The organism is Pseudomonas congelans (genome assembly GCF_900103225.1).
GTDB lineage: Bacteria > Pseudomonadota > Gammaproteobacteria > Pseudomonadales > Pseudomonadaceae > Aquipseudomonas > Aquipseudomonas congelans.
On the sequence record NZ_FNJH01000001.1, the window covers coordinates 1,319,675 to 1,342,580 of the forward strand.

Annotated in this window: 22 protein-coding genes; 19 read left to right on the forward strand and 3 right to left on the reverse strand. The window is 59.6% G+C overall.

Translation table 11 applies throughout. The annotated features are described in order from the left end of the window. The first annotated feature begins 37 nt into the window (after positions 1-37). Positions 38-1,507 (forward strand): purine-cytosine permease family protein, encoded by a 1,470-nt coding sequence (locus BLR20_RS05300; protein WP_032612767.1) that lies wholly within the window; start codon positions 38-40, stop codon positions 1,505-1,507. After that, positions 1,497-2,423, forward strand: coding sequence for a PfkB family carbohydrate kinase (locus tag BLR20_RS05305; RefSeq protein WP_054993895.1), 927 nt, complete (start codon positions 1,497-1,499; stop codon positions 2,421-2,423). Before BLR20_RS05300 ends, BLR20_RS05305 begins: the two co-directional genes overlap by 11 nt. A 21-nt stretch (positions 2,424-2,444) precedes the next feature. On the opposite strand, the gene BLR20_RS05310 is transcribed toward BLR20_RS05305, so the two are convergent. Continuing rightward, positions 2,445-3,650, reverse strand: coding sequence for an MFS transporter (locus tag BLR20_RS05310; RefSeq protein WP_054993894.1), 1,206 nt, complete (start codon positions 3,648-3,650; stop codon positions 2,445-2,447). Positions 3,651-3,760: 110 nt separating this feature from the next. Here BLR20_RS05310 and BLR20_RS05315 point away from each other — a divergent pair, with 110 nt between their 5' ends. From BLR20_RS05315 to BLR20_RS05325, 3 genes are all read left to right on the forward strand, one after another. Continuing rightward, on the forward strand, positions 3,761-4,387 hold the full coding sequence (locus BLR20_RS05315; protein ID WP_054993893.1) for a TetR/AcrR family transcriptional regulator: 627 nt from the start codon (positions 3,761-3,763) through the stop codon (positions 4,385-4,387). 80 nt (positions 4,388-4,467) lie between these two features. Beyond that, positions 4,468-6,321 carry an ABC transporter ATP-binding protein gene (locus tag BLR20_RS05320; RefSeq protein ID WP_054993892.1) on the forward strand — a complete coding sequence of 618 codons (1,854 nt, stop codon included), beginning with the start codon at positions 4,468-4,470 and terminating at the stop codon, positions 6,319-6,321. A gap of 183 nt (positions 6,322-6,504) precedes the next feature. Next, entirely contained in the window at positions 6,505-7,377 is an 873-nt protein-coding gene (locus BLR20_RS05325) for a LysR family transcriptional regulator (RefSeq protein WP_054993891.1), read from the forward strand. Between the two features lie 33 nt (positions 7,378-7,410). Here the strand turns inward: BLR20_RS05325 and BLR20_RS05330 are convergent, their stop codons facing one another. Beyond that, positions 7,411-7,836 carry a VOC family protein gene (locus BLR20_RS05330; RefSeq protein WP_003364399.1) on the reverse strand — a complete coding sequence of 142 codons (426 nt, stop codon included), beginning with the start codon at positions 7,834-7,836 and terminating at the stop codon, positions 7,411-7,413. 417 nt (positions 7,837-8,253) lie between these two features. On the opposite strand from BLR20_RS05330, the gene BLR20_RS05335 reads away from it, so the two are divergent. The 5 genes from BLR20_RS05335 (at position 8,254) to BLR20_RS05355 (ending at position 11,978) form a co-directional block, all read left to right on the forward strand. Next, positions 8,254-8,835, forward strand: coding sequence for a TetR/AcrR family transcriptional regulator (locus tag BLR20_RS05335; RefSeq protein WP_032613039.1), 582 nt, complete (start codon positions 8,254-8,256; stop codon positions 8,833-8,835). Positions 8,836-8,893: 58 nt separating this feature from the next. Beyond that, entirely contained in the window at positions 8,894-9,997 is a 1,104-nt protein-coding gene (locus BLR20_RS05340; RefSeq protein ID WP_054993890.1) for an alkene reductase, read from the forward strand. A gap of 71 nt (positions 9,998-10,068) precedes the next feature. Continuing rightward, positions 10,069-10,812 (forward strand): SDR family oxidoreductase, encoded by a 744-nt coding sequence (locus tag BLR20_RS05345; protein WP_054993889.1) that lies wholly within the window; start codon positions 10,069-10,071, stop codon positions 10,810-10,812. Between the two features lie 62 nt (positions 10,813-10,874). Then, the gene (locus BLR20_RS05350) at positions 10,875-11,261 is read left to right on the forward strand and encodes a nuclear transport factor 2 family protein (RefSeq protein ID WP_010430958.1); all 387 of its coding nucleotides are present in this window, start codon (positions 10,875-10,877) and stop codon (positions 11,259-11,261) included. A 60-nt stretch (positions 11,262-11,321) separates the two neighbouring features. Beyond that, on the forward strand, positions 11,322-11,978 hold the full coding sequence (locus BLR20_RS05355; RefSeq protein ID WP_054993888.1) for an NAD(P)H-binding protein: 657 nt from the start codon (positions 11,322-11,324) through the stop codon (positions 11,976-11,978). A gap of 16 nt (positions 11,979-11,994) precedes the next feature. Here the strand turns inward: BLR20_RS05355 and BLR20_RS05360 are convergent, their stop codons facing one another. Next, on the reverse strand, positions 11,995-13,092 hold the full coding sequence (locus BLR20_RS05360) for an NADH:flavin oxidoreductase (protein ID WP_054993887.1): 1,098 nt from the start codon (positions 13,090-13,092) through the stop codon (positions 11,995-11,997). Between the two features lie 139 nt (positions 13,093-13,231). Between BLR20_RS05360 and BLR20_RS05365 the strand changes: the two genes are divergently transcribed. From BLR20_RS05365 to BLR20_RS05405, 9 genes are all read left to right on the forward strand, one after another. Then, positions 13,232-14,116: a LysR family transcriptional regulator gene (locus BLR20_RS05365; protein WP_054993886.1), complete on the forward strand. Its 885-nt coding sequence runs from the start codon at positions 13,232-13,234 to the stop codon at positions 14,114-14,116. A 283-nt stretch (positions 14,117-14,399) separates the two neighbouring features. Continuing rightward, on the forward strand, positions 14,400-16,031 hold the full coding sequence (locus tag BLR20_RS05370; protein ID WP_054993885.1) for an ABC transporter substrate-binding protein: 1,632 nt from the start codon (positions 14,400-14,402) through the stop codon (positions 16,029-16,031). Further along, a complete protein-coding gene (locus BLR20_RS05375) occupies positions 16,028-16,978 on the forward strand; it encodes an ABC transporter permease (RefSeq protein WP_054993884.1) in 951 nt (316 codons plus the stop codon). Before BLR20_RS05370 ends, BLR20_RS05375 begins: the two co-directional genes overlap by 4 nt. Positions 16,979-16,982: 4 nt before the next feature. Beyond that, positions 16,983-17,915 (forward strand): ABC transporter permease, encoded by a 933-nt coding sequence (locus BLR20_RS05380; protein ID WP_054993883.1) that lies wholly within the window; start codon positions 16,983-16,985, stop codon positions 17,913-17,915. Then, entirely contained in the window at positions 17,912-19,552 is a 1,641-nt protein-coding gene (locus tag BLR20_RS05385) for a dipeptide ABC transporter ATP-binding protein (protein ID WP_054993882.1), read from the forward strand. The genes BLR20_RS05380 and BLR20_RS05385 overlap by 4 nt, the downstream gene beginning before the upstream one ends. Before the next feature lie 244 nt (positions 19,553-19,796). After that, positions 19,797-20,669, forward strand: coding sequence for an ectoine/hydroxyectoine ABC transporter substrate-binding protein EhuB (gene ehuB / locus BLR20_RS05390; protein WP_054993881.1), 873 nt, complete (start codon positions 19,797-19,799; stop codon positions 20,667-20,669). A 57-nt stretch (positions 20,670-20,726) separates the two neighbouring features. Further along, positions 20,727-21,404: an ectoine/hydroxyectoine ABC transporter permease subunit EhuC gene (ehuC, locus tag BLR20_RS05395; RefSeq protein WP_050549125.1), complete on the forward strand. Its 678-nt coding sequence runs from the start codon at positions 20,727-20,729 to the stop codon at positions 21,402-21,404. Then, complete coding sequence (ehuD, locus tag BLR20_RS05400; RefSeq protein WP_162235668.1) at positions 21,405-22,058, forward strand: ectoine/hydroxyectoine ABC transporter permease subunit EhuD; 654 nt, start codon at positions 21,405-21,407, stop codon at positions 22,056-22,058. Continuing rightward, positions 22,051-22,848 carry an amino acid ABC transporter ATP-binding protein gene (locus tag BLR20_RS05405; protein ID WP_054993880.1) on the forward strand — a complete coding sequence of 266 codons (798 nt, stop codon included), beginning with the start codon at positions 22,051-22,053 and terminating at the stop codon, positions 22,846-22,848. Before ehuD ends, BLR20_RS05405 begins: the two co-directional genes overlap by 8 nt. Positions 22,849-22,906 lie beyond the last annotated feature (58 nt).

Below are 22,906 nucleotides of genomic sequence, written 5' to 3' on the forward strand. Positions count from 1 at the left end.
TGCCACAACCACAATAAAGGCAATAGGAGCAACGCAAATGACTACATCGTCCCCCTCTCAAGGTGCGGGTCAGCTGGAAACCCGCGGCATCGAGCCGGTTCCTGAAAACGAGTGCAACGGCCATCCGCTGCAATTGTTCTGGGTCTGGTTCGCGGCCAATATCAGCATCCTGGGCTTGCCACTTGGTGCCACCCTGGTTGCGTTCCAGGGGCTGGCCATCTGGCAGGCAATTATCGTCGCCATCCTCGGCGCAGCCGGCTCGTTCGCCGTGGTGGGCGTTATCTCCATTGCCGGGCGCCGTGGGCGGGCACCGAGCCTGACGCTGTCCCGGGCCATCTTCGGGGTGCGAGGCAATATCGGGCCGACGCTGGTTTCGCTGATGTCGCGGCTGGGCTGGGAAACGGTCAACACCACCACTGCCGCGTTCGTCCTGCTGTCACTGTTCGCGATCCTTTTCGGCACCCCCGTGGAAGCGAAGAACTCACCTGGCCTGACCCTGGTGTTCATCGCCTTGTTCGTACTGCTGACCCTGACCGTCTCGGGCCTGGGCCATGCCACCTTGCTGGTCATCCAGAAATGGGCGACTTATCTGTTTGGCGCTCTGAACCTGGTGGTCGGTGGCTTTCTACTCACCCACATCGACTGGAGCCTGGTGTTCGACGCGCCGGCAGCGCCCCTGAGTGCCATGATCATAGGTGTCGGCACCATGGCCGCAGGCACCGGTATCGGCTGGGCCAACGCGGGCGCCGACATGTCGCGCTATCAGCACGCCAGCGTGAAGGCTACTCGACTGGTGGCCTCGGCGGCGTTTGGCGCAGGGATCCCCCTGGTTTTGCTGATCACCCTCGGCGGTCTGCTGTCGGTGGGCAACGATCACCTGGCCTCGGCCACCGACCCGATCATCGCCATTCGCGAAATGTTGCCCACCTGGATGGCGGTACCCTATCTGATCACTGCGTTCGGCGGCCTGCTGTTATCCAACAACCTGTCGGTCTACTCGGCCGGCCTGACTACATTGACCCTCGGCCTGAAGGTCAAGCGAGTACACGCAGTCATCGTCGACATCATCGCGATCTTTGCTGGCTCGATCTATTTCATGCTGATCGCCGACAGCTTCTACGGCCCCTTCATTACGTTCATCTCGATGTTGGCAGTGCCTATTACCGCGTGGGTCGGCATCTTTGTCGTTGACCTGCTGCACCGCCACATCTACTCCCCACAAGACCTGCTGGACCAGACCCCAAACAGCGCTTACTGGTATCGCGGCGGCGTCGAATGGCGTGCGTTGGGCTCGTGGGCATTGGCTATCGTGCTCGGCTTCAGCTTCACCACCGTGGCCACCACCCCGGAGCATGTGCTGTTCAAGGGCTTCCTTGCCGATTCCTGGCTGGGTCATAACGGCCTGGGCTGGATCGTGACCTTCATTGTCGCCGGTGGCCTGTATGCGCTGCTCGGCGGGGCGCGTGATCGCCGTGTCGTTACCAGAGAGGCTGCCCATGCCCGCTAAATTGTTCTACACCGGCCAGGTCGTGGTTGACCTGGTCATGGCCATCGACCGCCTGCCGCCGTCGGGCGGGGATGTGCTGGCCACCAGCGCCACGTTCGAGGCCGGAGGCGGTTTCAATGTCATGGCCGCTGCCTGCCGCAATGGCTTGCGCACCGTTTATCTGGGTCGCCATGGCCAGGGCCGCTTCGGCGACATTGCTCGGCAGGCCATGCGCTACGAAGGTGTGGAGATCTCCACCATGCCCGTTCCCGGTGAGGACACCGGCCTGGCTGTTGCCTTGGTAGAAGCTTCAGCCGAGCGCTCGTTCATCTCCTATGTGGGCGCTGAAGGTGGTTTGTCTGCCGATGACCTGCATGGAGTGCGGGTCAGCGCCGAAGATTACGTATTTGTCAGCGGCTATAGCCTGGCCCACAAGAACAAGGTCACAGCCCTGCTCGCCTGGCTGGGCGAATTGCCCAGCGGCACTGCCGTGGTATTCGACCCTGGCCCGTTGGTTGATGCGCTTCATGGCGTCGAGATACGCGCCGTACTTCCCCTGATCAGCTTGTGGTCCAGCAATCGCGAAGAGGCGCTGCGTTTCACACAAACCCAGACGCCCGCCGACGCGCTCCACAGCCTGGCCTCCATTCTGCGCGAAGATGCTCTCATAGTGATTCGTGACGGCCCCGCAGGTTGCTGGCTGCACCATGCTGGCCAGACGCGGCAGATACCCGGCTTTGCCGTCACGGCACTCGACACCAATGGTGCCGGCGACGCTCATGCAGGTGTGCTGCTGGCCGAATTGGCCAGGGGCAGCAGTGTCGACCGTGCGGCCCTGCGCGCCAATGCGGCAGCAGCGATTGCGGTCACACGCCGGGGGCCGGCGACGGCGCCTGGCCGTGAGGAAGTAGATGCGCTGGTAGGGGCCGATGTCTAATCTGGCTTGAGCTCGCTGTGCTCACCCTGCCAGACCACACTCCCGGTCCAGCCGGCTGCCCCGTGCAAAACCATGAGCACCTGCGCGCAATGCGATCATCAGACTCAGCAGCAACAGCATCAACAAGACCCAGGGAAAGGAGCCCGCCCCCCATTGGCCAAGCAACACGCCACCCAGCAACCCACCGCCTGCGATAGCGCTGTTCCAGACCACGACGTTCATTGAAAGCGCCACATCTGCGCCCTCGCCTGCCGAATCGGCGAGCGCGGTTTGCAGCAGCGTGGCGGCACCACCGAAGGTCAGTCCCCAGATAAAAGCGCCGACATAAATGGCCGTTGCAGAGCCGGAAAACACGCCGAAGAACACAGACACCGCTGCGAAGGTTGCCAGGCTGGCAAGCACTGTCTTACGCAGATGGCGATCAACCAGCCGTCCCGTTACCCAGATGCCTGCCAGTGCAGCGACCCCGAATGCCAGCAATACCAGGTCAACATCATTCGCCAACCCCGCCGCGGAAACGAAGGGAGCGACGTAGGTGTAAAGCAGGTTGTGAGCCAGCATCCAGGTGAAGACCACACCAAGCACCGAGCGTACGCCGGGCGTGAAAAAGACCTGACGCAACGCCATGCGCTGTGAGGAGGACTTGCCGGGGTAGTCCGGCACCTTGACCAGCACCCAGATGATCAACAGCACGGTCATCCCGGACATCAAGCCAAACGCCATGCGCCAGCCCATGAACCCGCCAAGCCAGGTTCCCAGAGGCACCCCCAGCGATAAGGCGATGGGCGTGCCGACCATCGCCACTGCCAGTGCACGGCCCTGCAGTTGCGGGACCACCATGCGCCGCGCGTAACCGGCAATAAGGCTCCAGGCCAGACCCGCCGAGACGCCTGCGAAAAACCTTGCGATCAGGGTCAGTCCGTAACTGGAAGAAAGCGCAGTGACGCTGTTGAAAACCAGAAAGCCGATAATCGTCACCAGCAATACCGTTCTGCGCCGCCAGCTTTGCGTGGCGATTGTCAGCGGAATGGCGGCCAGCAATGAACCCAATGCATAAACCGTCACCATCTGCCCTGCAAACGATGCGGACACTTCCAACCCGTCGGCGATCTGCGGCAACAAACCCGCCGGCAAGGTTTCGGTGACGATGCAGATGAACCCCGTCATTGCCAGCGCCAACAAGGCCCCAAGCGGGAGTGTATCGCCCTGCCTATCTTCTGTAGTCATTGAAATGCTCCCACTAATATACTGATCGGTACAAATATAGGCACATGAAGGCAGGTGGTCAACGACTTATGTATCGATTAGTATTTAAATAATTCGGCAGGAGACTCGACATGGCACAGCTGGGGCGTCCGCGTACATTTGACCGTGATGTAGCGATCACTCAGGCGCTGCATCTGTTTTGGGAGCACGGCTACGATGCAACCTCCCTCAGCCAGCTCAAGGCGAACATAGGTGGTGGCATCACGGCGCCGAGCTTCTATGCAGCGTTTGGCTCGAAACAGGCCCTGTTCAATGAAGTGATGGAGCGCTATCTCGACACTTACGGACGGGTCACCGACAGCCTGTTCGATACGACCCTGCCGCCCCGAGACGCGATTGAACTCACCCTTCGCCGCTCAGCAAAAATGCAATGCGAGCCTGGGCATCCCACAGGGTGTCTGGTGGCGCTAGGGCTGATGAGCGCCTGCTCGGACGAGAGCAAGACCATTTCCGCACCTCTTGCGCGGGCGAGGGATCTGAACCGTACAGGTATCGTAGCCTGTATCCAGCGCGCCGTTGCGGCAGGTGAGTTGCCTGCAACGGTAGTACCGGAAACGCTCGGGGCCGTGTTTGACAGTTTTCTTCTGGGCTTGTCTACACTGGCGCGCGATGGTGTCCCACATGCCACACTGGACGCCGCAGTGACCCAGGTGATGAGGCTGTGGGACAGCCTGGGCGATGTTGCCGACAAAAATTGACCCTGAAGCTCAATCTGGAAGAGGTTCGGGAGGCGTCGAGGACGCCAGACTTTTTGCACTGATTTTTTTTGGAGAACACCATGCTTCGCGCGTTTGAAAAATGGCTTGACCCCTTCCCGCCTGACGAAGTGCCGCCGCCACCTGACGGTCTGGCACGGTTTCTCTGGGCCTGCACACGAGGGGCACGCGGTTACATCCTCGCGTTTGCGCTGCTGTGTGCCGGTGTGTCGATTTACGAAGCCTGGCTGTTTTCCTTCCTCGGGCAGGTCGTGGACCTGCTGTCCACCTGGAAGGCTGGCGGCGATACGGCCGCGCAGGAAAGTAGCGTGCTGTGGGGCATTGGCCTGGTATTGCTGAGCAGCATCGTGCTGGTGGCATTGCGCACGATGGTGCAGCACCAGGTATTGGCGATCAACCTGCCCCTGCGGCTGCGTTGGGACTTCCATCGCTTGATGTTGCGGCAAAGCCTGTCTTTCTTCTCTGATGAGTTCTCCGGCCGCGTCACCACGAAGGTGATGCAGACAGCGCTGTCGGTGCGCGAGGTGCTGTTCACCATCGTCGAAATCGTCCTCGGCATCGGCGTCTACTTCATCGCGATCATTGCCCTGGCCGGCGGCTTCGATCTGAAACTGATGCTGCCTTTCCTTGGCTGGCTGATGCTGTTCGGCCTGGCCATGCTGTACTTCGTGCCACGCCTGGGCAAGGTCGGCCAGGAGCAGGCCAACGCGCGCTCATCGATGACCGGACGTGTCTCGGACGCGTACACCAATATCACCACGGTAAAGCTGTTCTCCCACTCCAAGCGTGAAGCGCATTTCGCGCGCGCGGCGATGGAGGACTTCAAGCTCACCGGCCTGGCCCAGATGCGTCTGGTCAGCCAGTTCGAGATCGTCAATCAGGCACTGGTGGTCGCGCTGATCATGGGTGCAGGCGGTTACGCCCTGTGGCTGTGGCACCAGGGCCAGGTCGGCACCGGTGCGGTCGCGGCGATCACCGCCATGGCGTTGCGCATCAATGGCATGTCGCACTGGATCATGTGGCAGATGACCTCGTTATTCGAGAACATCGGCACCGTTCAGGACGGCATGGAAACCTTGACCCGCGGTCCTAAGGTTGAGGATGCACCGGACGCGAAGGCGTTGGTCACCAAAGGCGGCGCGGTCACCTTCGATAACGTGAGCTTCAATTACAACGGCGAACGCCAAGTGCTCGATGCCCTGAGCCTGAGCATTCGCCCTGGTGAAAAAATCGGCCTGGTGGGTCGCTCCGGTGCTGGCAAATCCACGCTCATCAACCTGTTGCTGCGCTTCTATGACGTGGACAAAGGGTCGATCAGCATTGATGGGCAAGACATTGCGCACGTCACTCAAGACAGCTTGCGCAGTGCCATCGGCATGGTCACGCAGGACACCTCGCTGCTGCACCGCTCCATTCGCGACAACATAGCCTACGGTCGCCCCGACGCGACCGATGAACAAATCCGCAGCGCCGCAGCCAGTGCGCAGGCCGATGGCTTCATCAGCCAACTGAGTGACAAGCAAGGCCACAGTGGCTACGACACATTGGTGGGTGAGCGCGGTATCAAGCTGTCGGGCGGCCAGCGCCAACGCGTCGCCATCGCCCGGGTGATGCTCAAGAACGCCCCGATCCTGCTGCTCGACGAAGCCACCAGCGCGCTGGACTCGGAAGTCGAAGTGGCGATCCAGGAAAGCCTCGATGAAATGATGCAGGGCAAGACGGTGATTGCCATCGCCCACCGCCTGTCCACGATTGCCGCCATGGACCGGCTGATTGTCATGGATGACGGCCGCATCATCGAGCAAGGCACACACGCCGAACTGCTCGGCAAAAACGGTACCTATGCGCGGCTGTGGCAGCACCAGAGCGGAGGGTTTCTCGGTGAGGACCAGGGTGTGGCCGAGGATATGGGATAGGCATGCGGGCGTTAAAAATTGGCTCGTCACAGTGTCGGGAGTTTCAATAGGCAGTTAACGCCTGAAATGCGACATTTCGTCACTCGACATAATGCTGCCGCGTCGTCGCCCACCGACGCGACAGCCTAGCAACAACAAAATAAACAAATGCATTTTCAGTAAAAATACAATTATTCTTTGCCCATGATCAAAGAACTGAAAACGTTTATTGCCGTGGCGAGAGAAGGCACGTTCGCTGCGGCGGGCAGCAAGATCGGGCTCACCCAGGCCGCTGTCAGTGCGCAGATGCAGCGCCTTGAAGCCGAACTGGGCGTCGAGCTGTTCGACCGAAAAGGACGCTCAGCGCAGCTCAACCGCATGGGCCAGCAGGTGTTGCTGCAAGGTCAGGATCTGGTGCGCCAGTTCAGCAGCCTGGGCACTACTACGGTGGGGTTACCCGCCAGCGTGCTGGTGACCATCGGCGCCATCGCCTCCGTGCAACGCTCCTTTCTGCCGGAAGCGCTCGCCCGGTTTCATCAGCAATTCTCCGCGTGCAGGACACGCGTCATTCCCGGTCTTTCCATGGACCTGGTCAATCAGGTGGACGCTGGCGAGATCGACATGGCGGCGATCATCCGCCCGCCCTTCTCACTGCAAAGCGACTTGCGCTGGACGACGCTGGTCCGTGAGCCCTATCGCCTTATCGTGCCTGCCGGCATGCCGGGAGATGACTGGGCCGAGCTGGTTTCGGCTCAGCCGTTCATTCGTTACGATCGATCGTCGTTTGGGGGTCGACAGGTTGACCGGTTCCTGCGCCAGACCCATGTCTCGCTGCGCGAAGTCTGCGAGCTCGATGAACTGGATGCGATCATCAAACTGGTCGCCAACGGCGTCGGCGTCGCACTGGTTCCGGAAACTGCAACCCTGCAGACATGGCACGCCGGTGTGCGCTCGATCGACTTGAAAGCGCATACGTTCCATCGCGATATCGGACTGGTACATCGCGCTCGCCGCAGCCTGACCGAACCGGTGAGCGCGCTGGTGCAACTGATCAACGAACACGCGCTGACACGTTAGCCTGGCGCACCATGACGTGCGCCAGGCTTTTTACTATTTTGCGAACAGCTGACTCATGTCCTTGAAGGCCTTGAACTCAAGCGCATTACCACAGGGATCGAAAAGGAACATGGTGGCCTGTTCACCCACCTGCCCCTTGAAGCGGATGTAGGGTTCGATGACGAACTCGGTGCCGAAGGATTTCAGGCGCTCGGCCAGGGCCTCCCATTGGGCCCATTCCAGAATGATCCCGAAGTGCGGAACCGGCACGTCGTGACCGTCTACCGGGTTGCTGTGCACACTCTCTTGAGAGGCGGTTTTCGGGTGTTCATGGATCACCAACTGGTGCCCGTAGAAATCGAAATCGACCCACTGGTCACTGGAACGCCCTTCGGAAAGACCGAATACCTCACCGTAGAAGGCACGTGTCGCGGCCAGGTCATAAACCGGGATTGCAAGGTGGAAAGGAGAAAGACTCATCAGGACTCCGATTGCGGCTCTTGGTGGCGTATGGAGCCAAGCGGTGTGATCACTGCCCGGCGACTTCTTCAAGGTCCACTCATGCTAAAGCCGGGCGATACCAATAAAAATCAATATATATTTTCAAGATACACAAATTATTTTTGTGATAGCTGCCAATCTCAAACACCCGGCCATCTCACGAAGGCAGAACGATCCAGCCGTTGATCCCTACATTCGTCCCGACACAGATAATCAGGACGGCGCGACCGGCGAACTGGTTACGCAGTGCTTCGCCGGGAAAATGCCTGACTGACTTGAGCTTTTCTCGGTCAACCGGTTTTGAACGAGACATCTGCGGAGGCTGTTTTTGTGTGAGCAAATCCCGATAGAACTTACTAGACGACTGGTCGGTTTACGTTTAGGATGCTCGGCATTATGAAGAAACCAGCCCAGGACATGCGACAGCACATCATTGATGTGGCCCGGTCGCTCATGACGAACAAAGGCTATACAGCTGTTGGCCTCGCAGAAGTGTTAAGCACGGCTGGCGTACCCAAAGGTTCGTTCTATTACTACTTCAAATCGAAGGAAGAATTCGGTCAGGCTCTGCTGGAAGAGTATTTTTCCGAGTACCTGGGCCGAGTCGACGCCCTCATGGCGCGCCCCGGAAGCGGCGCAGAGCGGTTACTGGCCTACTTCAACTATTGGATAGAAACCCAATGTACCGACCTTCCCGAAGGCAAGTGTCTGGTCGTCAAGCTGGGGGCGGAAGTCTGCGATCTGTCTGAAGACATGCGTGGCGTGCTCGAGGTCGGCACAGCAAAAATCATTAAGCGCCTGACTGCCTGTGTAGACATGGGCGTCGCCGATGGCAGTATTCATCCCGAGGGCGATCATGAAGGATTCGCAGAGTCCCTCTATCAGCTCTGGCTTGGTGCCTCCCTTCTGGCAAAGGTTAACAAGTCCACCGAATCTTTTGATAAAGCACTGACCATGACCAAGCGCCTGCTGCGGTAGCAGGTGTCTTTTTTTTGGCCTCTAAAGTAGACGACTGGTCTACTATCTGGAGTATTTGATGAATGACACTCGCAAAACCACCGACCTGTTCTCACCCGTCACCATGGGCTCCATGGCGCTGGCGAACCGTATTGTGATGGCACCGGTAACACGCAGCCGCTATGGCGAGGATGGTGTTCCCAATGAACTGCACGCCACTTACTACGCGCAACGCGCTACGGCAGGGCTGATCGTCGCCGAGGCGACAAACATTTCCGCGCAGGGTCGAGGCTATGCCGCGACCCCGGGAATCTGGAGTGACCAACAAGTCGCAGGCTGGCGGTCAGTGACCGACGCTGTGCATGCAGCAGGAGGCAAGATTGTCAGCCAGCTATGGCACGTGGGGCGATTTTCCAGTGTCGACCTGCAACCTAACGGCGAGGCACCGGTAGCCCCCTCCGCCATCAAGGCTGAAGGCAATACCTACACCGCCGACGGTTTTGTACCTGTCTCCATGCCCCGCGCACTGGAAACCCGCGAAATTCCCGGCATTATCGAGCAATACAAACACGCTGCAGAGAACGCCAAAAGGGCCGGGTTTGATGGCGTTGAAGTTCATTCGGCCAACAGCTACCTGCTGGACCAGTTTCTGCGCGACTCCACCAATGAGCGCACCGACCAGTATGGCGGCTCGATAGAAAACCGCGCTCGCCTGACGCTGGAAGTCACCCAGGCCATCGTGGATATCTGGGGCAGCGACCGAGTGGGTATTCGCTTGTCTCCGGTAACGCCCGATGCCGGTAATACCCCGCCCGACAGCAACGTCATGGGCCTTCATGGCTACCTGATCCAGCAATTGAACACATTCAATCTGGCCTATCTGCACTTTGTCGAAGGCGCCACTGCCACCTCCCGCGAGGTGCCGGAAGGTGTCGACATGGATGCACTGAGCGCCCGGTTCAACGGTCCGTTCATTGGCAATAACAACTATGACCTGGAGATGGCGATCGAGCGTCGGGCGCAGGGCAAGATCGACGCGGTGGCTTTCGGCCGCCTGTTTATCTCCAACCCCGACCTGGTTGCGCGCCTGCGTCATGGTGCCGAGCTGACCATTGCACCGCGTGAGTCGTACTACGGCGGTGGGGCCAAAGGCTATATCGACTGGCCAATGGGTAACTACTAAGCCAGAGCCGGCTCCTCCCCTTCGGCAATTCCCACGATGCCGGAAATACCGCGACAACGGAAAAACACGACATGAATTATCTCGACAAGAAAACAGTAATCGTCACCGGCGCCTCATCGGGGATCGGCGCAGCAACAGCCAGAGCGCTAGCGGCATATGGTGCCAATGTCGTGGCTGCCGCACGCGACGAAGAAGGTCTGGTCGTTCTGGTCAGTGAACTACAGAGTTCCGGTTACAAGGCAGTGAGCTGCGTAACTGACGTAACCAGCGCTGACGAAACACAACGGATGGCACAGTTCGCCAATGACACCTACGGCTCTGTGGACATTCTGGTCAACAACGCAGGCCTGATGCTGTTCTCCAACTGGGTCGATCTCGCGACCCGGGACTGGCACGCGATGGTCGACGTCAATATCAAGGGCTACCTGAACGCCATAGCGGCAGTCCTGCCGTTCATGATCGAACAGAAGGCAGGTCAGATCCTGAACATGGATTCGGTCGCAGGTCATCAGGTCGGTTCGGCAGCGGGCGTTTACAGCGCTACCAAGTTCTTTGTCCAGGCGATGACCGAATCGATGCGCAAGGAACTGGGCGTGCAGCACGGTATCCGCGTCAGTACTGTCAGCCCCGGGGTAATCAACACCGGCTGGGCCGACAAGGTCACTGATCCCGAAAGCCGCAAGGCAGCCAAAGCGCTTAATGAGATCGCCATTGCGCCTGAGGATATCAGCCGCGCCGTGATCTACGCCCTCAATCAGCCAGCCAACGTAACCGTGAACGATCTGATCATTTCGCCAACCCGTCAGGACTGGTAACCGGAGAGAAAATCCTGATTCACCCGCAAGGCAAACAGTTCCTAATCCAGGAGTAACACCCCATGAGCAAGAACATCAAAGCCGTCCCGACCAACGACTACAACGCAGTTATCGCAACGGCCAGCCGGTACGTGGAAGGCTTGCGTACAGGCAGCGTTGCCACTATCGAGGAAGCGTTCCACAAAGATGCGGTGATGTATGGTTTCACCAATGGTCAACTGCTGGGTGGACCGATCAGTAACCTGTACACCTTCGTCGAAACCCATGGTACCGCTCCAGACATCACAACGCGTCTGGATGTCCTTGCCATTACGCCCACCACGGCAGTGGTCCGGGTCGATATGGAAAAGGATGCTATTGGTGCGGACTACAACGACTACCTGACGCTGATCAAAATCGACGACAGCTGGAAAGTGATTGCCAAGGTCTACCATCAATTCGAAGGTTAACGCGGCTGAATGCGTCGATATTGCTGAGCGTCGGCGCACGACCAAGCAGAGGAAGATTTCATGTCAAAAGTTTTTGTCATCGGCGCAGCCGGAAAGGTCGGCCAGCGCCTTCTGAAAAACCTTGGCGGCGGCGCTCATGAAGTGATCGCACTGCACCGAAAAGAAGAACAGTCGGCGGCAATCAAAGCGACTGGCGCCATACCATTGTTCGGCAACCTCACCGAGCTGGATGCTTCTGGATTGGCCGCTGCGATGACAGGCAGCGATGTCGTGGTTTTCACCGCCGGGGCTGGCGGCGCAGGCATTGAGCTGACCAACGCCATTGATGGCAAGGGCCTGGAGGCCGCCGTTGCGGCCGCCGTGCTTGCCGGGGTCAGTCGCTTCCTGCTGGTGTCGGCATTTCCTGAAGCTGCACGCGGTACAGAAACCTCCGCTGGATTCGAGAATTACATGCGGGTGAAAAAACAGGCCGATGTGTATCTGGCTTCTTCCGGACTGGACTGGGTGATTCTCAGGCCGGGCACCCTGGTCGACCGCGCGGGCACCGGTGAGATCAGCGCAGGTCCGGCTATCGCATATGGCGAAATACCGCGCGATGACGTAGCCGCTGTCCTGGCTGCACTGGTCGATCGAACCGGGATATCCCGACAGATCATCGAACTGACTCAGGGCGCAACGCCTGTCGACGTGGCGTTACGCACGCTCAGCCGGCGCTGATACTCGTCAGCAACGACTAGACCAGCTCGCTGTCCTTGATATTGGCAATCGGCCCGAGAATGGCTGGATCGAAGTCGCGGGGTGCCGCGCCCTGACGCAGCAACTCTGGCAGGTCCGGATTGGCCAGCGCGCCCTTGCCGACCGCGATGATGTCCGCACCTTGGCGAAGCACCTGGTCGGCTTTTTCCGGGTCGTGCAGGCCGCCATTGGCGATCAGCGCAATATCCGGCGCGTAGCGACGGGCCAGTTCGACCAGGGTGGCTTTACTCTGGGCAAAAGCTGGCTGCCATGCTTCGTGTTCGGTCACATGGATGTAATCGACTCCGGCATCAGCCAGCGCAGCGAAAATGATTTCGGCATCGCGCTCGCCCCCCGCCCATTTGTGCTGAAAGTCGTTGACCTTGCCTTGTGAAAGACGCACGCCAACCGGTGCCTGCCCGGCGACCTTTTTCACTGCGGCGATGACCTCGAGCGTCAGTCGCAGACGCTGTCCGACCTCACCGCCCCATTGATCGGTGCGCTGATTGCTGTAGTCGGTCAGGAACTGATCCAGCAGGTAGCCGTTCGCACCATGTATCTCGACACCGTCAAAGCCTGCAGTGCCGATAGCCAGTTGCGCAGCGTGGGCGAACCCTTCAATGGCCTCGGCAATGTCCTTGTCACTCATCGCCCGCGGAATCCGGTAGCTGCCCGCGCCGTAATAGAACGCCATCTGTTCGCCCTTGGGACGAATGGCCGAAGGACCCGCCGACTCGCTGATGAAGCGATTGGCCTGGCTGAGTGCGCCTGCGTGCATGATCTGCGCAATCATGACACTGCCATGGCGGTGCACAGCATCGGTCGTGGCACGCCAGGCCTGGGCCTGCTCTTCATCGGTGAGCCCCGGCTGGAAGCGGTAGCCCTGGGAAAAACTGCGATCGGTGTAGTTGCCCTCGGTGATGATCAGGCCGAAACCACCCTTGGCGAACCGCTCGTAATAGCGCGTCATGGCCTGCGTTGCACTGCCCTGCTCGTCTGCGCTCACGCGTGTCATGGGCGCCACCGCCAACCTGTTCTTCAGTTTCAGATGACCAATGTCGAACGGGGCTGTAACGTGCTTGTTTGTCTCGCTCATACTTCAAATCCTCGCTGTGCAGACCGGCTGCGAATGGCTCGCAGTCATTGACAGAACCTGCAGCAACGGTAAGGGCTGGTGCAGCCCATTGGAACCCGGCCGTGCAGATAAGGCGCTTTAACGAAAATGGATAGAATCCGTGCAATTGTCTGATATAGAGGTGTTCGCCGCCATTGCCTCCAGCCGGAGCCTGTCGGAAGCGGCGCGTCGACTCGGGTTGTCGCCGATGGCAATCTCCAGACGTCTGGCTGCGCTGGAAAACGACCTGGGCGTCAGGCTGGTTCACCGCACAACCCGCTCGGTATCACTGACGCCGGAGGGTGAAGTTTTTCTGCCGCACGCCAAAACCATGCTGCACGTCAGCGAAACCGCGCGCGCAACGCTGAAAGCCGATGCCGGTACGGCCAGTGGCGTATTGCGGGTCACAGCGCCCAGCGTGTTTGGGCAGACCGTCATCATGCCGCTGCTGCCTGCCTTGATGCAGGAAAACCCGGCACTGAGTATCGACCTGACGCTGTCGGACAGCATCGTGGACATCGCCGGGCTGGGCATCGATGTCGCCATTCGGATCGCCACGATACGTGACTCCGCCCTGGTGGCCAGATCGCTGGCGCCCAACCCCCGGGTTGTGTGTGCAAGCCCCGACTACCTGGCGCGGCGCGGCCAGCCATCGTTGCTGGACGAACTCCGTCAACACCCGTGCATAACCTTGCATGCAATGCCTTACTGGCCGTTCATCAGAGACGGCGAGCCGGTGGCCATTCGCGCTCAGGGAGCGTTCTCGGCCAACAGCGTCGAAGCGGTGCGCACGGCGTGCAAGCAGGGCCTGGGGCTGGCCATGCTGACCTATTGGGACGTTCAGCAGGAAATCCGTGAAGGCAGCCTCCTGCAGATACACTTCGGGGACGTCATCCCCGAGCAACTGTCTGTCACGGCCGTATTACCAACCCGCCAGCGCGTACCCAACCGGGTACGCCTGTTCGTTGACCGCCTTGAAGCAGAGCTCAAGAAGAATGCGGTTTGAAGCAAGGTGTCAGAGCAAAGCTTTTCGGTTTTTTGACAAAGCACTCTGCGCCAGGGACATAAAGCTTTATCGGAAATACAAATAGGACATAATAAAATCGCAAATTAATCATAAAAACCTATATTAGCTTAGAAGAAAAAAGACTTTTACAGCGCATGGTCATAAGAATATGGTCTTAAGAAATCAGTGCTGAAGCGCTGTGCTCGACTTGAAGAGGACCTTCCATGCGCCGTACACCAGCTTCGACTTTCTCAGATGGATTCGTGACCCGGAGCACAATGCGATGACTGGGCGCCCTTTCCTCTCGCGCCTGCTGTTCGCCGCCGTCACAGCCATTACCCTGCTCGGCTGCTCACCTTCCGGCCAGGACAGCCAGGCAGCCAAAACCCTTAAAGTGACGTTCTTCAGAGACAACACCACGCTGGTCAGCCTTGACCCGTTTCAGGTGTACTGGCTGGAACATCGGGTGGTGCTGCGCAATATTGCCGAATCCCTGACCGATCAGGACCCGCAGACCGGCAAGATCATTCCCTGGCTGGCGGAACGCTGGGAAGTCAGCGACAACGCGCTGGAATACACCTTTCACTTGCGCAAGGACGTGACCTTCAGCAACGGCACGCGCTTTGACGCACAGGCGGTGAAGACGGCCTACGACGCCGACAAGTCGTTTGCCGCGCAATTGCCGGCGACCTTCGGCGCCACTTACCTCAAAGGTTACGACCACGCAGAAGTACTGGACGACTTCACCATCAAACTGGTGCTGGCCCGACCCAATGCGGGCTTTCTGCAAGCCACCTCCACCACCAATCTCGCCATCCTGGCTCCAGAGTCCTACGCGCTCAGCGTCAAGCAGCGCTCCCTGGGAGCGATCATCGGCACCGGGCCATTCGTGCTGGAGCACTACACCCCTGAAAGCGGTTTGCGCCTGACCAAACGCAAGGGTTATGCGTGGCCATCAGCCAACGCGCAGAACAAGGGCGAGGCGTATCTGGACGCAGTCGAGGTCAGCTACGTGCCGGAAGAAAGCGTGCGTAATGGCCAGTTCGTTCAGGGCCAGGTCGATATCCTCTGGCCGCGCAATCCGTTCTCCGAGGTGGATCTCAATCTGTTCAAGTCCAGAGGCGCGACCATCCAGAGCCGTTCGCTGCCAGGGCCGGCCTTGAACATGTACCCCAATACACGTGGCAATCGCATTCTGGCCGATCGAAACGTGCGTCTGGCCTTGCAAAAGGCAATCGACCGCAAGACTTATGCTGCGACCGTTTATAACCCGCAGTTCCCGGTGGTCTCCGGCCTCTACGACGTGACTACACCGTATTACAAAAGCCAGGCAGACAAGCTGGCCTATGACCCACAAGGTGCCGAGCGCCTGCTCGACGAGGCTGGCTGGCAGAAAAATGCCGACGGCTATCGCTACAAGAATGGCAAAAGGCTGAAGCTGGCCTACAACCTTTCACCCGCCGAATCCGCTGGCGATGTGCTGATTCAGGATCAACTGCGCAAAGTGGGCATTGAACTCAAGCTCAACGTGGTGACCACTGCCGAATGGGCTGCGGCCAATGCGGCAGGCAACTATGACCTGACGTCCACCTACATGACCCGCGCCGACCCGATCATTCTGCAGACCATCATCGATCCGCGCAGCGCCAACAGCTCGACACTGGCGACCAACCTTTACGCGCCGCAAACCCTGCCCAAAGCCCTTGAGTTGTTCGACGCCGGACTGACCGCCACGCAAAGCGAACAGCGCGCCAGAGCCTATGGCGAGTTGCAGGACCTGCTGGTCGACGAAGGCTCGGCATTCCCCGTCTACGAGCGGGTCTGGCAAGCCGCCACGGCGAAAAACGTACGTAATTTCCACTGGACGGCGGAAGGCTTTGCGCTGTTCAGCGACATTGAGCTGGCAACGCCATGAGCCGCTATATCCTCAGTCGGATCGCGCAAGCGCTGCTGGTACTTTGGGGTGCCTACAGCGTCACCTATTTCATTCTTTACCTGCTGCCCGGTGACACCCTGTCGATCATGCTCAGCGCCTCGGGTGTCGAAATCGACTCACTGTCCGCGCAGGACCTCGCTCAGGCCAAGCTTTATTACGGGCTGGACCGCGGCCTCTTCGAGCAATACATCGATTTGCTGTGGGGAGCGCTACACGGTGATTTCGGCAACTCGCTGACGCTCAATCGCCCGGTGTCGGAGCTGCTGATCGAACGTCTGCCACAAACCCTGAGCCTTGCGGGGCTGGCCATTGTTCTGTCACTGATCGGCGGGGTCGGTCTGGCGTATCTCACTGCCTACGTGCGCTGGCAACCCTTGAAAGTCGCCCTGTCACGGTTGCCGTCGCTGGGTTTCTCGGTGCCGGTCTTTTGGATGGGCCTGCTGTTCATTCAGCTGTTCGCGTTCACTCTTGGCTGGTTCCCGGCGACCGGCAATCAGGGGTTTTCCAGCCTGATATTGCCCGCCGTCACGCTGGCAATCCCCAGCGCTGCGGTGTACGCCCAGGTCTTGCAACGTGGCTTCCAGGGGGTCTGGAAAGAGCCCTACATCATCACCGCCTACGCCAAGGGCCTGACCCGCGCGCAGGTTCAGGCCCGCCATGCGTTCAAGAACGCAGCGTTGCCGCTGTTGACCCTGATCGGCCTGCAGGTGGGCAACACGGTGTCCGGCGCGGTGCTGGTGGAAACCATTTTCGCCCGCTCCGGGGTCGGTCGACTTGCCCAGGAAGCCGTACTGCGCCAGGACATCCCGGTGGTACTGGCCATCGTTGCGGTCTCGGCAGCTGCATTCGTCTTGGTCAATCTCATCGTTGACCTGCTGTACCCCGCGCTGGATCCGCGCATCGCCCATACGCCAAAGGTCTCCTGAAGCCATGACTATCTTTGACAACCGCCTTGCGCGCCTGGCTCGCCTGGTTGCTTCCAGTGAAACCAATCCCGGTAACCCCGCACCTGCAGCGCTGTGGAGACGACGCAGCAGCCTGAGTCGGGCCATGCAGGCCGCCGCGCCGTTGTTGCGGCGTCCGGGTTTCCTGCTGGCCGTGGCCATGGTCGCCTTTGCGCTGCTGGCCGCGCTGGCACCGAACCTGCTGAGCAGCTACGCACCTTATGCCACCTCGCCTGACGTCAAGCTCACCGCCCCCAATGCCGCGCACTGGTTCGGCACCGACGAGCTGGGCCGTGATCTCTATACCCGCGTGGTGCATGGCTCCAGCCTCTCGGTACAGGCCGCACTGCTGGCTGTCGGCATCGCCATGGCCGGCGGCCTGAGCCTGGGGGTGATTTCCGGTTTCGCAGGCGGGCGCATCGATGCGGTGATCATGCGCCTGATTGATGTATTGCTGGCTCTGCCCGGCCTTTTACTGGCCCTGGCGATTGTCACCGCTATCGGTTTCGGCACGCTTCCGGTGGCCATTGCGGTCGGTGTGGGGATCATCCCCGGCTTCGCGCGCACCACCCGCGCCGAAGTGTTGCGCGTCAAGACCCTGCCTTACGTCGAAGCCGCACGTCTGGGCGGTGCAAGCTGGACGCGAACCCTGCTGCGCCACATCCTGCCAAACGCCTGGGGGCCGGTGGCAGTACTGGCCACGCTGGACTTTGGCGCGGCGATTCTGGCGACTGCCGGGCTGAGTTTCCTTGGTTTCGGTGCCGAACCACCGGCTGCCGAGTGGGGCACGCTGATTGCCAACGGTCGTCATTTTCTGATGACTGCACCCTGGGTGTCGCTGTTGCCGGGGCTGTTCGTGGTCGGCGTGGTGTTCAGCTTCAACCATATCGCCCGCACGCTGGAGGAGACTCAACGATGACCGACATCGCTCAACTGATCGACATTCGTCATCTGAGTGTCACCTATCGCTTCGACGGCCAGATCAACCACGCCGTGCGCGACGTATCCTTTCAGGTCGCCAGAGGTGAAACCGTGGCGATTGTCGGCGAATCCGGGTCCGGCAAGTCGACGATGGCCAACGCCATACTCGGCCTGTTGCCGGACAATGCCGCCATCACCGGCGGCGAGCTGTACGTCGATGGACACGATCTTGGGCATGCCGGCGAACGCGAGAAACGGCGAATTCGCGGCACCATCATTGGCCTGGTGCCGCAGGACCCGATGGTCAGCCTCAACCCTACCCTGCGCATCGGCCGCCAAATCGCCGAAGCACTGATTCAGGCCCACGGCCGGCGTTACCCGGCAGTGGATGCCGACGTGCTGGAATTACTGCAGCAGGTCGGCCTGGACAAGCCGGTGTTGCGCGCTCGTCAGTACCCGCACGAACTGTCCGGCGGCATGCGCCAGCGCGTGTTGACCGCCATCGCCCTGGCCGGCAATCCTCGCCTGATCATCGCCGACGAACCCACCAGCGCTCTGGACGTGACGGTACAACGCAAGATCCTCGATCATCTGCAACGTCTGGTGGCCGAGCGTGGTATTTCCCTGCTGATCATCACCCATGACCTGGGCGTGGCCGCCGACCGTGCCGATCGAGTGCTGGTGATGAACAAGGGCGAGCTGGTCGAACAAGGCCCTCCGCAACAGATACTCATCGCGCCTCGCCATGCCTATACGCGCGCGCTGATCGCAGCAGCTCCGGCATTCGGGCAACGCAGGAGCCCGGCAACACCGCGCCCGATATCGAGCGATGCCAGGCCACTGCTGACCTTGAGCAACATCGGCAAGACTTATCGACTGCCCTACGTAAAAGGCGAAGACGCAGACTTTCAGGCGCTACAGGACATCAACTTCAAGGTGTATGCCGGCCAGACCCTGGCCATCGTCGGCGAGTCCGGCTCGGGTAAAAGTACTGCGCTGCGCATCGCGCTGGGTCTGGAAAAGCCCACTCGCGGACGAGTCTTACTGGACGATCAGGATGTCACCGACCTGGGCTGGCGCGAATTCAGACCGCTGCGACGGCGTATCCAGCTGGTGCAGCAGAATCCGTTCGCAGCCCTTGACCCGCGTTTCACGCTGTTCGAAAGCATCGTCGAACCCCTGGTATCGTTCGGCCTGCTCAAGGGTCGCGAACTGGAACAGGCTGCGCGCCAGTTGATCGAACGGGTTAACTTGCCAGTGGCCTATCTGGATCGCCTGCCCCGCGAGCTTTCCGGTGGCCAGCGTCAGCGGGTTGCCATCGCCAGAGCGCTGGCCCTGCAGCCCGACCTGCTGCTGCTCGATGAGCCGGTCTCGGCATTGGATGTATCAGTACAGGCGCAGATCCTCGACCTGCTGGTCGAACTGCAAGCCGAATCGGGCATCGCCTACGTGCTGGTGTCCCACGACCTTGCAGTGGTCGCCAGCGTTGCTCATCAGGTGCTGGTGCTCAAGCATGGCAAAACCCTTGAACAAGGCCCGGCCAGCGACGTTTTCGAGCGGCCTGAAGCTGCTTACACCCAGGAACTGATTGCTGCGATTCCTGGCCGTCGTCTTGAACGTCAAGTATCAGCCTGACAATAGAAAATAGCTGTTACCCGCTCAAGGCATATGACTTGAAAGCCCCGGAAAAGCACCCGTGCATATGCATATTCCTTATTGATATTTAAATTTATTTTTTAATAGCTATAGAGTCGCACCCTATTCAAAAACGCATTGCCCACGCAGGAAGCAGGCAAGACGAAGCGCGCGTGAGCACCTGATCGACATGATCTGGCCTCCTCAGCAAAACGCCCCTTTCCCTCTACTTCGAGCGCACGCAATGATACGTAGCAAACCCCTGTCGCTTTCAGCCCTGTTCGGTTCGGCGTTACTGTTGAACGCCGCCCTGTCATTCCCTGCCCTGGCCGGACTGCTGGAAAAGGGTCGCACTGACGGCCTGACCGCCGGCATCGCCAATGAACAGCCCTATGCCTACATCGGCACCGATGGCAAAGCCACCGGGGCCAACGTCGAGATACTGCGGGCGATCCTCGAACCGCTGGGCATCAAGCAGATCGAGACGCCTATCACTGACTTCGGTTCGCTGGTGCCCGGCCTTGCAGCAGGTCGTTTCGACTTGATCGGTGCAGGCCTGTTCATCAACCCTAATCGCTGCAAAGTCATTGCGTTCTCCAACCCGGTGACACGCTCCGGCGGCGCGTTCATTGTCAAAACCGGCAACCCGCTGAACCTGCACAGCCTCAAGGACGTCGCCAGCAACGCCAAGGTGCGCCTGGCCACGCAACCTGGCAGCAATCAGGTTCAGGAAGCCAAAGACAGCGGTATCGCCAACAGCAATGTGGTGTTGTTCGACAAGGACACCGAGGCATTGGCTGCCTTGCAGGCGGGTCGCGTGGACGTGGTGTATTTCCCGGACGCCGAAGTCATCAGTCTGATCAAGAAAGCCAATAGTCCGGACATCGAGCGAGCCTTGCCTTTCGAACAGATCCCTGACGCCAGTGGCAAACCGGGCTGGAATTACCACGCCTACGGCCTGCCAAAAAACGATCCGGCTTTTGAACAGGCTTTCAACGAACAACTGGCCAAACTCCGCGCATCGGGCGAGCTGCTGAAAATTCTGCAGAAGTACGGCTACACCGAAAACGAACTGGCTGACCCGGCCATCACCGCCGCCCAACGCTGCAACCCATGACCTGCCCCGCCCCGCAAGGGCGCGCAGTAAACGGCCCTGACCCACACGAGTACGGCCATGCCTGTTGATGCTGCAACACTGGAAACCGCAGGTTTCATTGCCAGACAACTGGCCCACGGCGCCTGGATCACCCTGCAGATCACCGTGCTGGCCGAACTGCTGGTGCTGGTGCTCTCGTTTGTAATCGCTCTGATGCGCCTGTCGCCGTTAAGGGCATTACGCTGGTTTGCCACCGTGTATGTCGAGGTGCTGCGTGGCATCTCGGCATTGGTGCTGCTGTTTTACCTGTTCTTCATCCTGCCGCTGTTCGGCATTCGCCTGTCACCCATGACCACGGGCGTGCTGGGGTTGGGCCTGACGTTTTCGGCATATGGCGCGGAAATCATTCGCTCGGCATTGATCAACGTCAGCCAGGGGCAACGTGATGCGGTGCGTGCGCTGGACTTCGGGCCGATAAGCGCGTTTCGGCGAATCATTCTGCCGCAGGCCCTGCCGTTCATGATCCCGCCGATGGGCAACCAATTGGTCGAGCTGCTGAAAACCACGTCGCTGGTTTCGCTGATCACCCTGACCGACCTGACCTTTACCGGCAGTCAATTGATCACCACGCTGGGCCAGCAAACGCTGATCTGGAGCATCGTGCTGGTGTGCTATTTCGTGATGGCATGGCCACTGAGCTGGCTGGTCAGGCGTTATGAGCAGCACGCCACCGCGTGGCGCACGGCCAGGGGATGAATGATGGAGTTTGATATCGCATTCGCCTGGTCGATTCTGCCAGAGCTTTTTCAGGGCTTGCTGGTGACCATGCAGGTCGTGGTGCTGGGATTCCTGCTCGCGGTTTTGCTTGGCCTGATCCTGGCCCTGACACTGCGCTCGCAGATAGCCGTCGTACATCGCCTGAGCAAAGGCTACCTGAGCTTTTTCCGCAATACGCCGCTGATGGTCCAGTTGTATGTGCTGTTCTTCGCGCTCCCGCTGGCGGGCATCACTTTCCCGGCGATCACCACCGGCGTGATCGGCCTTGGCTGCTATTACGCGGCCTACATTGCCGAAGCGTATCGCGGAGCCATTGACGACATCCCGGCCGGACAATGGGAAGCCGCACGTGCACTGGACTTCAATCGTCGCGACACCTGGCGGCGCATCATCCTGCCGCAGGCGTTGAAACCCATGCTGCCGGTGCTCGGCAATTACCTGATCGGCATGTTCAAGGAAACGCCGCTCCTGGCGGTGATCACCATCCCTGAACTGTTTCAGGCAGCCAAGCAGATCGCCGGCATGACCTATCGTTATAACGAACCGTACACGGTGATGGCGCTGATGTTCCTGGCAATCAGTGTGCCGACCTCGTTGCTGTTCAAATACCTGGAAAGGCGCAGCCATGTCTGATCTTGCACACACCGCAATCCCACCCGTCACCACTGCGCAGATACAGCTGAAACACGTGGTCAAGGACTTCGGCCGCAACCGGATCATCGACCATCTGGACCTGAGCATTCCTCAAGGTCAGAAAGTCGCCCTTATCGGCCCCAGTGGCTCGGGCAAATCAACGGTATTGCGCCTTATCAAGGGCCTGGAAAACTACCAGCAAGGCAGCATAGAAGTCGCAGGCGAATCAGTGCCCGCGCGCAAATCCGGATGGCGCTGGCCTGGCGCACGCAAGGCTCCGGCGCAGCATCGGGTAGGCATGGTGTTCCAGCAATTCAACCTGTTTCCGCACCTCACCGTGCAGGAAAATGTCACCGAAGCGCCGCTACGGGTACTCAGGCTGACTCGCGAAGAGGCCCTTGGGCGCGCGCATCAATACCTCGGGCTGGTCGGGCTTGCCCACAAGGCCGATGCCTATCCGAGCCAGCTTTCCGGTGGTCAGCAACAACGCGTCGCGATTGCCAGAGCGCTGGCCATGCGTCCGCAGGTCATGTTGTTCGATGAGGTCACGTCGGCGCTCGACCCCGAGCTGGTCGGCGAGGTACTGGCGGTGATTCGTTCGATTGCCCACGAATTTCAGATGACCATGCTATTGGTGACCCACGAGATGAAATTCGCTCAGGACATCGCCGACCGGGTGCTGTTCATGGAGGGAGGCCGCATAGTGGCGGACGGCACCCCGAGCGAAATGCTGCTGAATCCGCAAAACGAGCGAACCCGAAGGTTTCTGCAAATGGTGGAGCAGCGCTGATTGCCAGCGCCGCTCTTTTTGCAGGGTAAGACTTTTGAAATTTGCGACTTTTTGAAAG